Source organism: Chitinophaga polysaccharea, from assembly GCF_902150045.1.
Lineage (GTDB): Bacteria > Bacteroidota > Bacteroidia > Chitinophagales > Chitinophagaceae > Chitinophaga > Chitinophaga polysaccharea_A.
The window spans coordinates 140,525-151,475 of record NZ_CABFVU010000005.1; the positions used below are offsets into that span (position 1 = coordinate 140,525).

The 10,951-nt window shown below is 46.3% G+C and carries 13 protein-coding genes and 1 riboswitch; of the genes, 9 read left to right on the top strand and 4 right to left on the bottom strand.

Annotated features, from left to right (window positions below; genetic code table 11):
- Positions 1-35: 35 nt before the first annotated feature.
- On the bottom strand, positions 36-689 hold the full coding sequence (locus tag FN124_RS28630) for a Crp/Fnr family transcriptional regulator (protein ID WP_142688222.1): 654 nt from the start codon (positions 687-689) through the stop codon (positions 36-38).
- A gap of 82 nt (positions 690-771) precedes the next feature.
- Here FN124_RS28630 and FN124_RS28635 point away from each other — a divergent pair, with 82 nt between their 5' ends.
- From FN124_RS28635 to FN124_RS28650, 4 genes are all read left to right on the top strand, one after another.
- Positions 772-1,467, top strand: a complete 696-nt coding sequence (locus FN124_RS28635) for an HAD family hydrolase (protein ID WP_142688223.1) — start codon at positions 772-774, stop codon at positions 1,465-1,467.
- Complete coding sequence (locus FN124_RS28640; RefSeq protein WP_142688224.1) at positions 1,464-2,096, top strand: chloramphenicol acetyltransferase; 633 nt, start codon at positions 1,464-1,466, stop codon at positions 2,094-2,096. The genes FN124_RS28635 and FN124_RS28640 overlap by 4 nt, the downstream gene beginning before the upstream one ends.
- Before the next feature lie 304 nt (positions 2,097-2,400).
- The gene (locus FN124_RS28645; protein WP_142688225.1) at positions 2,401-2,955 is read left to right on the top strand and encodes a lipocalin family protein; all 555 of its coding nucleotides are present in this window, start codon (positions 2,401-2,403) and stop codon (positions 2,953-2,955) included.
- A 207-nt stretch (positions 2,956-3,162) separates the two neighbouring features.
- Positions 3,163-3,615 (top strand): hypothetical protein, encoded by a 453-nt coding sequence (locus FN124_RS28650; protein ID WP_142688226.1) that lies wholly within the window; start codon positions 3,163-3,165, stop codon positions 3,613-3,615.
- A gap of 73 nt (positions 3,616-3,688) precedes the next feature.
- Here the strand turns inward: FN124_RS28650 and FN124_RS31070 are convergent, their stop codons facing one another.
- Together FN124_RS31070 and FN124_RS28655 are read right to left on the bottom strand one after the other, a co-directional pair.
- On the bottom strand, positions 3,689-3,829 hold the full coding sequence (locus tag FN124_RS31070) for a hypothetical protein (protein WP_185937439.1): 141 nt from the start codon (positions 3,827-3,829) through the stop codon (positions 3,689-3,691).
- A gap of 12 nt (positions 3,830-3,841) precedes the next feature.
- Entirely contained in the window at positions 3,842-6,967 is a 3,126-nt protein-coding gene (locus FN124_RS28655) for a lantibiotic dehydratase (protein ID WP_142688227.1), read from the bottom strand.
- Positions 6,968-7,216: 249 nt separating this feature from the next.
- Here FN124_RS28655 and FN124_RS31075 point away from each other — a divergent pair, with 249 nt between their 5' ends.
- From FN124_RS31075 to FN124_RS28675, 5 genes are all read left to right on the top strand, one after another.
- On the top strand, positions 7,217-7,375 hold the full coding sequence (locus tag FN124_RS31075; RefSeq protein WP_185937440.1) for a hypothetical protein: 159 nt from the start codon (positions 7,217-7,219) through the stop codon (positions 7,373-7,375).
- A gap of 11 nt (positions 7,376-7,386) precedes the next feature.
- On the top strand, positions 7,387-7,569 hold the full coding sequence (locus FN124_RS28660) for a hypothetical protein (RefSeq protein WP_142688228.1): 183 nt from the start codon (positions 7,387-7,389) through the stop codon (positions 7,567-7,569).
- 32 nt (positions 7,570-7,601) lie between these two features.
- Positions 7,602-7,790: a hypothetical protein gene (locus FN124_RS28665; protein ID WP_142688229.1), complete on the top strand. Its 189-nt coding sequence runs from the start codon at positions 7,602-7,604 to the stop codon at positions 7,788-7,790.
- A gap of 98 nt (positions 7,791-7,888) precedes the next feature.
- Positions 7,889-9,103 carry a lanthionine synthetase C family protein gene (locus tag FN124_RS28670; RefSeq protein WP_142688230.1) on the top strand — a complete coding sequence of 405 codons (1,215 nt, stop codon included), beginning with the start codon at positions 7,889-7,891 and terminating at the stop codon, positions 9,101-9,103.
- Between the two features lie 110 nt (positions 9,104-9,213).
- The gene (locus FN124_RS28675) at positions 9,214-9,825 is read left to right on the top strand and encodes a response regulator (RefSeq protein ID WP_142688231.1); all 612 of its coding nucleotides are present in this window, start codon (positions 9,214-9,216) and stop codon (positions 9,823-9,825) included.
- A 137-nt stretch (positions 9,826-9,962) separates the two neighbouring features.
- A riboswitch (TPP riboswitch) is annotated at positions 9,963-10,059 on the top strand.
- 24 nt (positions 10,060-10,083) lie between these two features.
- On the opposite strand, the gene FN124_RS28680 is transcribed toward FN124_RS28675, so the two are convergent.
- Entirely contained in the window at positions 10,084-10,926 is an 843-nt protein-coding gene (locus FN124_RS28680; RefSeq protein WP_142688232.1) for a universal stress protein, read from the bottom strand.
- Positions 10,927-10,951: the final 25 nt, after the last annotated feature.

Here is a 10,951-nt window from a genome sequence, read left to right on the forward strand (position 1 = left end):
GCCCTTATTTTCGTATACGGGTAAGCGTTATATCATTATCGCATCTCCTCAAACCTGCGTAATGTTTTTTCAAGCTGTTTCCTGCTCAGGTCAATATTTAACCCCTTGGGGTCCAGGATATTTTTAGCCCTTAGTTCCTTTAATGTCCTGTTAAAGGTCCGGATGGTAATACCCAGGTAAGATGCCATATCTTTTTTAGGGATAACAATATCCTGCGCAGCTTCCAGTGCCAGTAAACGGAGCAACGCATATTCCACGGGATATAATTGCTGGTAAGAGGTGCGGATACAGGTTTGCCGGATACGAACGGCCAGTTCCTCCAGCAACAGCCGGTTGAATGTTGTATTGTTTACCAGCAGCCAGGCAAACAAGGTATGTGGAATGGCATAGGCGGTAACTGAAGTAATGGCTTCGATATTACACAAGCATTTTTCTTTCCTGATCCCTTCCAGGTCCCCGGTAATTTCTCCCTTGCCCAGGAATTCGAAAATATACTCCTTCCCGTTTTCTTCCTCGATATAACATTTGGTAATACCCTCCCTGATAATATACACATGGCTGATAGTATCTCCCTGGATGATAAGCCGTGTGCCGGGAGCAAAAGTTTTTATCGCTACCGTTTCCCCTTCCGGGGCGCCGGCAGTGAATTGTTCCATGAAATGAAGAAAAGCAGGATTGGTCCGTAACATACTAAAAAAAGGGTGAGACAAATGTCCCGTTTTATAACCTGCCGGGCTTTATTTTTGTACCCGGAAAAACATAAAAATAACAATGATCTCTGATATTAGCGTTATCGCATTCGATGCCGATGATACCCTTTGGGTGAACGAACCCTACTTCCAGGAAACAGAAACCCTCTTTTGTAACCTGCTGGAAGATTACCTGCCGCATCATACTGTGTCGCAGGAACTGTTTAAAACAGAAATGGCCAACCTGGAGCTGTATGGCTACGGTATAAAGTCCTTTATGCTTTGCATGATAGAAACGGTACTACGTGTAACTGAAAATACCGCCAGTCCTGAGATATTACATAAAGTGATCCGATATGGCCAGGAAATGCTGAACAAGCCCATTGAGTTGCTGGATGGGGTGGAAGAAGTGCTGCAGGCGCTTTCAGGTAAATACAGGCTGGTAGTGGCCACCAAAGGTGATCTGCTGGACCAGGAACGCAAGCTGGGAAAATCAGGGCTGGAGCACTATTTCCATCATATTGAAATTATGAGCGATAAAAAGGAAAGTGACTACCGCAAATTAATAAAGCATCTCGACTGCCGCCCGGAAGAATTCCTGATGATAGGCAACTCCCTGAAATCAGACGTTTTACCGGTGCTGGCGCTGGGTGGGCATGCTATCCACATTCCTTATCATACCACCTGGCAGCACGAGCGCATAGAACATACCATTGAAGATCCCCGATTTTATGAGTTTAATACAATGGCAGATATCCTGCCGCACCTGGTATTATGAAACAATTATTAAACCTGGATACATGGGCGAGAAAAGAACATTTTAATTTCTTCCGCCAGTTTGAAGAGCCATTTTTTGGCATTACCGCTGAAGTCGACTGTACTGTTGATTTTAACAGGGTTAAAGCAAACGGTGGCTCCTTTTTTCTGAGCTACCTGCATAAATCGCTCGCCGCCGCTAATGAAGTAACGCCTTTCCGCTACCGTATTAACGATGGGGAAGTATGGGAATATGACCGGGTACACGCATCGCCCACCATTAACCGGCCCGATGGTACTTTTGGTTTTGCCTATATGGATTTTTATGAAGATGCTGCCACCTTTGAAGCTAACAGCAAAACAGAGATCGAAAGAGTGCGGCAAAGTACAGGACTGGTGCCTGCCGTGTCCGGGGAAAATGTGATCCATTATTCTTCGCTGCCATGGATTAACTTTACGGCCATATCGCATGCACGGAGCTTCTCGTTTAAAGACAGCTGCCCCAAGATCAGCTTCGGAAAAGTGCGGGAGGCAGGTGACCGGAAAGTAATGCCTGTATCAGTACATGTGCACCATGCCCTGATGGATGGGTTTCATGTAGGACAGTTCCTGGAAGGGTTCCAGCAGAGAATGGATGCGGAGGTTGTCTGACTCAGGATTAAACTGATTACGCTGATTACACTGATTTTATCTTTTTTGATTTTAAAGGATTTTGGGAGATATAAGCGATATCCGTTTATATCTATCAAAATCTTTTTAATCATTATAAAATCCAAAAAATAAAATCAGTGTAATCAGCGTAATCAGTTTAATCCTGAGTCAGACAAAATCCGCTATTTGTAGCAATTCCGCAACATCCCCATTCCAGTAACCCCTTGCTGGCAGGCACTTCCGGTCAGGCAGCCTTTTTGTAGTATCCCGGCTGATTGAGAAACCTTTTTAATAATCATACTTTATGAATAACAAAAAACTGCTGGTCCTGGGAGCAGCTGCTTCTGCTGCCGCCGCCTATCTGCTATATAATAATACCAAAGTGTCCATCCCCAAAGGGGCCAAGGCTGTTTCGCCATTTGATGTACAAAAGTTTATGGGAACCTGGTATGAAATTGCGCGCCTTGATTACCGGTTTGAGCATTATCTTAGTAATGTATCGGCTACTTATTCATTCAGTGAAGATGGAAAAATAAAGGTGGATAACAGGGGATACGATACCAGGAAATACCGGTGGAAAGAGAGCGTGGGCAAAGCCGCACTCGTAAACGGCGGGGATGAAGGCCGTTTGAAAATATCTTTCGCCGGCCCGTTCTATGCAGGCTACAACGTAATTGACATCGACGAAAAATACCAATACGCACTGGTGGCCGGTAATAATCTTAACTATATCTGGATCCTGTCCCGCACCCGCAGCATTCCCGAAGATATTAAAAACCGGTTCCTGGCACTGGCTGCCGGGCTTGGGTATGATACCGGCGCCCTTATCTGGACTAAACATGATAGTCATATTGCCTGAGCCGAAAAATAAATTAGGATTTACTAAAAATATTAGTATTTTTGTTTCAGAAAGCAACATGAATAATGTAAAAAAGCCTTGAGAACCATGCTGTAGTGGCCATCAGGGCTTTTTTATTTTTATGTGTGCTAATAATGTTAGTATCTTCGGTCCGTATAAATAAAGCACATGCACAATCCTTTGGCGCTTCTATCAATTGAGTTGATCATGTCGTTAACGAAGCATCATTTTACTGCTTTCGTCAGGCAAAGCTACCCGCGGGGGAAGGATCACCTGGATACGGACACAATAGAAACCTTTTTGATCACGCCTTACAAAGACCTGGCATCTGCAAACGATCACATGCAGCATATTGCAGCAGATCACAGAAAGCATTTGTATTATATGGGTATCCCGGAAGAAATGGAGAAGCTGCTGATCGCCGCTTCACAACCCAAAGGATACAAAGTGTATGTGGCCCTGCTGAATGACAGGAAATGGAAGGGTGGTGCACAGCTAGAGCCGAAACTCAAACGCTATTTACAGGCCAATACAAAATGGAAAGGAAAGGATGGGGAAATGGTGGCCGATCTTTACTTGCATTACGGGGAACTGATGTTGAAAGTAGTAAACCCTTTCGGGGAAATCAGTTTTCCTTTAAGCGAAATAGAAAGACTTTAACCGGGAGCGGATAATACCGGTTGCCGGGCTGCTTTCTATGACGCGAAACAACCCGGCAGCGCGGTCGGAACAGTTAGCAGTCAAAAGTCCTGATGACCGTAGTGGTAGGATGAGTGATCTTTTTCTGCTGTTGATCCATCTGTGAGATGCCGGCATTTAACCTGGCCACTTTAATAGCGCCCAGCTTCATTTTTTGCGCATTCTTCTTTTTCATACGAATATGTATTTAGTGAACAATTAAATTGATTTGTTTTTTGGAGATGGCCAACATGGATTCATAATACCTGCTGAGAAAATGATAGATCACCAGCTCATGTTTACGCTGGTTGGATAAAAGGATCCTGTTGAGGAACATATGGATGTAGCTGCAAAGCAGGTCGTCGGGGTTGGAAAGATGAACGGCTTTGAGTTGTTCCCTTATACCGGTGGAGCGGGTTTGAAAACACGCCACAGCGGCTTCAATGCCATGATCGGCATCCTGCGCCGGATCAAGGATACCGCTTACTTTCCGCATTTCTTCCCGGTATTTATCGTTCAGTTGAACAAGTAAGGATTTCTCTCCTCCAAATTCTTCAAAGAAACTTTTCTGCAGCATTTTTAATAACGCCGATTTTGCCGGCAGGGTATACCCGAAATCATCCAGCAGCATATTTACACCTCTTAATGCCAGCATCCAGCGGTAGTTTTCCCCTTCTTCCTCTTCCAGCAGGTCCAGGATGCTCACCACGCATTCACTGTCGTAATGAAATATGGCTTCGCTAAGCAGCATGGTATCCGCACCGTAGCGCTCTATTTCCCTTTCGTAGGTATCTGTTTGCACGCGGTATACCTGATCCTGGCTGGCGTTTCCGGCCAGTGCGGCATGCAGCCGTTCCAGCACTGTGCTCCAGAACTGCCTGTTTTCATGATGATGGAACCTGATCCGCAGGTGATGTTCCGGATCTGTATAACGGATAAAGAACCATTGATCGATGATACCTTCCTGCATCAGTTCCTGTGTTAGCGGCAGTATCTTTTCCTTCAGGATAGTTTCCGCGCTCCTTGTGCCGGCGTATAGTTTTACGTACAGCCATTCGCTGCCGGTAGTAAATTTTCGTGTGGGCGTAGCCGTAAGTGATGCAACAGTTGCTGTTGTTTGTTTTTTTTCCTTTCCGGAAGATATATTCCTGAGGGGAATAATAAACTCATTGGTGTGCGGGCCATCAGGCCCGTTTATCCAGCAGTTGCCGGGCGTGTGGAGGTATTCCTGTAAAGTGACCTGTTCTTTTTTTAACAGGGTAGTTACCAGCAGATGTACAGCTACTTCATTATCAAGATCGGCAGGCAGTTCATTGTCGCCTTCCTTTACTACTACATAGCGGGGGAGCTTAAGCCTGGTCCTTATCTCTCCAAAGATCTCCATATAGTTATCCGGCGAAGCCTTGGCCAGTGCCGGGTATGTTTTTTTATGGAGCATCCAGGTGCTTTTGCTGAGGATGATATTACCATACTGCACACGGGGATAAAAGGTAATATCGCCGGGTATCTGCCAATGCCAGCCAATGCCGGTATGATAGTCCTGGAACTGGAGGTCGCACAGGAATTTATATACCGGTAGGCCCTGGCGGTAGTTGTGCGCAGTGCTGAGCCTTGGTACAATGATCTTATTCAGCCGCCGGGAACGCAGCACTACTTTGTTACGCTGTACGCTTACCATGAGGTCGGAGAGGTGCAGCTGGTACTCTTTCGGAGCAAGACTGTTAGCCAGGTACACAATTTCATATTCCCGTAACCGTGGTCGCATCAGGATATTGCCGGTCCGGGATTCGGGGAGGTGAATCACCTCTGCATAGATCTTCCCCGGATCACTGGCTTCCTCGGCCTGTAAACAGGCTTTTACATGGGTAGCCAGCTGTTCATCGCCATGACAGAACCTTCCCAGCAAGTTGGCGGCCGATGGGCCGCTGCAGCCATTCATATCAAAGAGGTAATCACCGTTATCGACAGCGGCGGCGCTGCTGCTTAAAATGCTTCCCATCAGGTACATGCTGTGGGGGAGTGCCGGTGTTTCCTTCTCCCGGAAGCCGTCCAGCTGCTCCCGCGTAAGCGTGATCACTGACCTGTTCTCCTGCAGGCATTGCTGTAACTGTTGCAGCTGGAAGTCCTGCATTTTACTGCGGGTACCGGTAGCTACGGTATTGTTCGGGGGAATATGGATATTGTCTACCAGCGGCGTGTGGTCTGTATTACGCTGACTGTGTGCTCCGTAGCCAATACCGGCTTCCGTGTCCAACGCCAGGCTGAGAGAGATCTCCTGTTCTTCATAACGTTGCCTGAAGGCGTCGCAAAACTGCCGCAGGTCACTATTGTTATCGTTGCTGGCCAGTTTCCACAGTTGCGCTACCTGTGCGGAAAGCTCATTGATAACGGTATGGCTCAGGCTATTTTTCTGCGTAGAAAGGAACAGGTCTGTTTGTACCAGGTCTTTGTTACTGGTTTCCGTTAACAGCGATTGCACCAGTTCATGCGTGGCAGTATACTTTTGAACACCTGTTTGCTGCAGCTGCAGCAAGCTTTGTATAGCTTCCAGTGCGGCCACCGTTTCTGTTGTGTGTAGTAATTTCTTTAACCTGTTTACCAGGTGCACAAAAAACTCCTCCCCGGTAACCGTGGGTTCCAGTTCGCTCACCAGCAGCTGGTGCTGTAAGAGCTCCTCTGTAAACGCAGCAGCTTCCTCAGCAGAGATATCATCTGCCTCACTTACAATGCTGTTGCGTATATCCGTTAGCGTTGCACCGCGGGCAGCCGTTTCCAGCATTTTCTCCAGATAGCTGCTATAGTTGACGGCGGTGAGGTAATAGTTGCGGATCTTATTTTTAACGCTGTAGGCGGCATAGCGGTATTGGGCGCCTGCAGGGTATAAAGAGTTGTTGGGGAAATAAAGTAATTGCTCCCTGATAGCCGGTATAGCGGTAATGGCGGCGGTAAGTTCTGCCACATAGTTCATATCCAGGCGGCAATGTTTTTTATGCAGCTGTTTATCGTTCAGCCGGATGGCAGTATGATCAGACACACTGCCGGTGGCGCAGCCAGCAAAAAGACCGTAGGGAGTGCACCGGCTGCTCATCCTCAGCAGGTAACGGTACAGCGCCGACGCCAGTTTGGGGTTCTCATTGCCGGTGGCCAGCCATTTCTGCAATTCCTGGTACAATTCCGGGGAAGCAATATAAATGGCTTCCTGCAGGAACTCGTCCCGGAAAATAGCTTTGATAACTGGTGCAAGGGAGGCATTGCTGATATGGTGTAACTGAGTGACAATATTCACTGGTAACAGCGGTGTTCTTACCACATAGAAGTTTTCAGCTCTGATCATGGCGCTAGGTCAACGTTAAAAACTGAAGGTAATTTTTTCTCTCATAAAAGGGCATCACGTAAAACCGGTAAAAAGCATGTTTAAACATCGTTAGCGAAAAAATCACGTTTTTCCGTGATCTCCGGTTTCTTACTTTCTCCCTACATTTATCATCCTGTAATCTTGTAAAACCTGTATTTCAAATGGCCCTATTATACTGAACCTGCCAATTCTTATGTCTATTATTTTTCAACCATAAACATTTGCGAAATGAGAAAAACACCTGTAAAAAAACTGGCCCTGGGTAAATTAAAAGTGGCTAAGCTCAGTATCAGCCAGGAACAAGCCGATGCAAAAGCGCCCACATACACCGGCTGCAGCCTGATGATGAAATGTACACCTCCTATTTCCAAAGATCCTTGCTTTTAAATTGAGAAACCATGAAAAAAAACGGTAAAAAATTGAGCCTCGGCAAAATTAAAGTAGCTGACCTCAGCAAAGTAAATATTGAGAACAGGGAAGTAGCCCAGCTGATCCAGTCGCTCGCCTGTGTGCCCAGTATTAAGATCACCTGCTTAAGCCAGGGCGCACCCGTATGCAGCGAAGATTCCTGTATATTTTAACTCATCACTTTATTGCTAAAAAATCTTGTGCTATGAAAAAATCAACAGGCAAAAAACTCAGTCTGGGTAAAATAAAAGTAGCCAGTCTTTCCAACGCAGCAGGACCGCAACAGATGGCCGCCACCGTGGGCACCTGTTCAGTTCTTTGCTCTCTCCGGATCTGTACAGACAATATCAGCCAGGGCGCGCCTATCTGCAGCCTCGACTCCTGTCGCTACTGATCCGTCAATATTCACAGCAACCTGACTGTATGGCAAAACACGTATGGCATTATGCCTGCGTGTTTTGCCATTATATATTTTATCACGGAATTTAACTTATGGATCAACAGCAAGAGGCTACCGCAGTATTGCAAAGGATTTGCGCTGCACTGGACCCATTTATCCTGGAAGATACCAACAGCAGCCTGCTGGGAGGATACACCGGCGTAGCTTTGTTTTATGCCTATTATTATCAGCTCACAGGCAAAGAAGAACACCTGGACAATGTTCATTACATCATTGAAAAGTGCCTGCGGGCATTATCTGAGGAGCCCATGAATGGCTCGCATTGCAGCGGTATTGCCGGCGTGGCATGGTGCATCCGGCACCTGGTGGCAACGGGTTTCATTGAAGCGGACGATACAGAAGATATTTTTGCAGATATTGATCCGCTGGTAGCGGATTTTATGACATCAGAACTGGCAGAGGAACGGAATGATTTCCTGCATCATGGACTGGGTACGGCCCTTTATTTTTTGGAGCGTTTGCCTGCGCCCATTGCAGTTGCACAACTGGAAAACCTGGTAGCCCGCCTGGAGGAAAGCGCCATCGCCTTACCCGGCGGTATTGCCTGGAAAGATCATTTCTCCAGTAAAAGCCAGCAACACCCTGATGAAAACCTGTTTAATCTTGGCCTCGCGCATGGCGTGCCCGCTATTATTTCCGTGCTGGCGCGCTGTTATGAAAAGGGCATTGCAAAAGAACGTACCCGCAGGCTTATCGACAGCAGCATCCAATGGTTGCTGCGCACCAGGAATACTACGGCAGCAGACACGCATTCACGTTTTCCTACTATTGTAAATGCCTCCAATGAAGCGATGGGCGATGCCCACAGCCGGTTGGGATGGTGTTATGGTGATCTTGGTATTGCCGTTATGCTGCAAGGCGCGGGAAAACGCCTGGATAACAGTACTTACCGGGAAGAAGCCCAACATCTTTTTAAACATATTATCAGTCACAGGAACCTGAAAAACGGCGCAGTGCACGATGGTTGCTTATGTCATGGCAGCGCAGGTATTGCCCATATCCTTCAGCAGGCCGGGCTGGCCGCAGCGGATCCTGCATTGATAAATGCTTCCGGTTACTGGTGGCAGCATACCCTGCAAATGAACACCTGGGACGATGGCCCTGCAGGTTATAAATTTTATCATCACCCGGAGTATATCAGCAGCCATAATGTATTGGAAGGGATTGCCGGTATCGGGCTGTCGCTGATCAGCTTCGTGGATAACGCTATTAGACCTGCATGGGGAGAATGTATGCTGATAGATTAAACTTGTCTTGATTTTTTCACTATATTACATGCATAGTAAATGAGCATTTCAGTTGTTCGCCCGATTTTATTTTATGCCATCGCATAGACGTTACAGCAAACCGAAAAACCATGATCCGTTTATATTTTGTTGATGATCATCCATTGATACTTGAAGGATTGCGATCTTTACTAAGAATGGAAAAAGATATCCAGCTGGCAGGTGAAACCAGGAACGGTGTTTCCTGTCTTCATTTTTTGGATCAGCACACGGCTGATGTTGTTTTACTGGATACCCTGCTGCCCGATATCAGTGGCGCAGAACTTTGTGCCTGCATTAAAAAACGCTATCCCGGTATTGCCGTACTGGGACTAAGTTATCATAAAAACGACAGCGGTATTGCCGGTATGCTCGATAGCGGCGCCAGCGGCTGCCTGATGAAAAATGCCGATAAGGAAGAGCTGCTGCGGGCCATACATGATGTATATTCCGGGCGCACCTATCTCTCGGCAGAATTAAAACAGGAGCTCAGTAAAGACCTGCTGCCGTTGCATATTACCAAAAGGGAAAAGGAAGTGTTGTGCCTCATTGCCAATGGGCACACCAATCTTGAAATTGCAGAGAAATTATTTATCAGTTCAGATACGGTAGATAGTCACCGCCGGAACCTGCTTGGCAAATTCAATGCGCGGAATACCGCCATGCTTATAAAATGTGCGGTGGATAATAAAGTGCTGATCTAGCCAGCCCGTGCATATAACCAGGGATTTTTTTCACAGCAGTGAAGATCATTTTTTACATCCTGTGGAGATTTTTGCCGGGAAATTGCTGAAAAACCGCCTTTTTTCGCTGGCATGATTTTTCGATAATTATTATCAGATGTTTCAGAATGGGGTGGTCTGGTAAAACAGATCTGAGATCATACCCAAGCACCTGATCTGGGTAATGCCAGCGTAGGAAAACAGAAACAACTAACAGCTCCGGCCACAACCGGAGCTTTTTTATGCCTTTACTGCAGGCAACGACAGCAACGGGATATTGGAATCATATGCCAGTTTTTTTGAAATACTGTTATGGAAGAAAGATGCCAGGAATCCCAGCTTTTTGGGAACCACAATAATGATGGAAGCGTGATGATGATTGGCATACGACAGGATACCCTCTACTGTATTATCTTCATTGATATAATCAAAAACAGCGGTATACTTATCAAAAATTTTATGCAGGCTGGCAATGGATTCTTTTGTTTCCACCGTATAACTTTCACCGGCAGTTTTATCCACATTCACCACTTGTACTTTTACATCCGGGAAAGCATCCAGGAATTCATACAGCTGATGCGCCGGTATGGAAGCATGATCTTTCAGGTCGGTAGTAAAAACCATGGAGCTGACAGGCTTTCCTATTACCGTGTTGTTAGGAACAATAAGCACCGGTACCGTACTTTCCTGGATCATCATGGAAGTGGTGCTGCCAAGTAATAATTTCTCCAGTCCTGAGCGCCCCGAAACGCCCATTACTATTATGTCTATTTCTTCACTTTTACATAAGCCCGCGATGTGCACGGGAAGGGAAACGTCTTCCGCCATCAGGTCTATTCTTACATTTTTTGTGAGTGCGGATAAGCGGTCCTGTTGCAGGCCCAGGCTTTCCATACTTTCAAGATATACCTGCTGGTCGTTAGCCGTATTGGCTACGGGTAAATCGGTACCTATAACAGAGCTTTGGTAAGCATGATACAATACGATCCGGCTGATCTGCAAAGGATTCACCAGTTGAGCTGCATATTCTGTTGCCCGGAAGGCATTTTCTGAAAAATCCGTCAGGATAAGCATTGTTTTCATATGCGTAAATTTTGGTGCAAACAAG